This is a genomic window from Mycobacterium montefiorense, from assembly GCF_003112775.1.
Classification (GTDB): Bacteria; Actinomycetota; Actinomycetes; order Mycobacteriales; family Mycobacteriaceae; genus Mycobacterium; species Mycobacterium montefiorense.
The window spans coordinates 1-742 of sequence record NZ_BFCH01000003.1 but is presented as its reverse complement, the minus strand read 5'-3'; the positions used below and the strand labels follow the sequence as shown (position 1 = coordinate 742).

The following is a 742-nucleotide window of genomic DNA, read 5'->3' as shown; positions in this document are numbered from 1 at the left end:
GCGAACCCGTCAACCCCGACCGGCCCACATACCCCACACCCACACCACGACCAGCCACATACAACTCACCCACCACACCAACAGGCACCGCACGCAACCACCCATCCAACACAAACAACGCCGCCCCCGACACCGGAACCCCAATCGGCGGCACCGACCCCGCCACCAGCGGTGCACTGATGGCCACAACCACCGTGGTCTCAGTCGGGCCATAGGCGTTGATCATCACCCGGCCAGGCGCCCACCGATCCACCACCTCAGGCGGGCAGGCTTCACCACCAAGCAGCAACGCCACCGATTCCAAACCCTGCGCCGACAACGCCGCGACCGCCGACGGTGTCTGACTCAACACCGTGACTTGCTCGGCCACCAACAACGCGTGGAAATCCTGCGGCGAGGAAACCACCCCATCGGGCACCACCACCAACCGCCCACCACGCAACAGGGCCCCAAAGATCTCCCACACCGAAAAATCGAAGCTATAGGAATGCCACTGCGTCCACACCTGCCCAGACAACAGGTGCTCAGGCAATGACTCCGCCAAGTGCGTCAGATTGCGATGGGGAATCCCAACACCTTTGGGGGTGCCGGTAGTGCCCGAGGTGTAAATGATGTACGCAATATCGTCAGGATCGGGCGCCGTGACTGCGGTGGTGGGTTGGGTCGTGATCGCCGGGTCCTCAACATCAATGACCCACAGATCACGGCCAGCCAGACCAGTAAGGCGTTCAGCAAGTCCCGT

1 protein-coding gene is annotated in these 742 nt (G+C 62.5%); it reads right to left on the bottom strand.

Going from position 1 to position 742, the window contains the following annotated elements; all coding sequences use genetic code 11:
• Window positions 1–742 (bottom strand): AMP-binding protein (locus tag DB708_RS03510; RefSeq protein ID WP_165839719.1); only part of this gene is annotated, 742 nt, incomplete at both ends.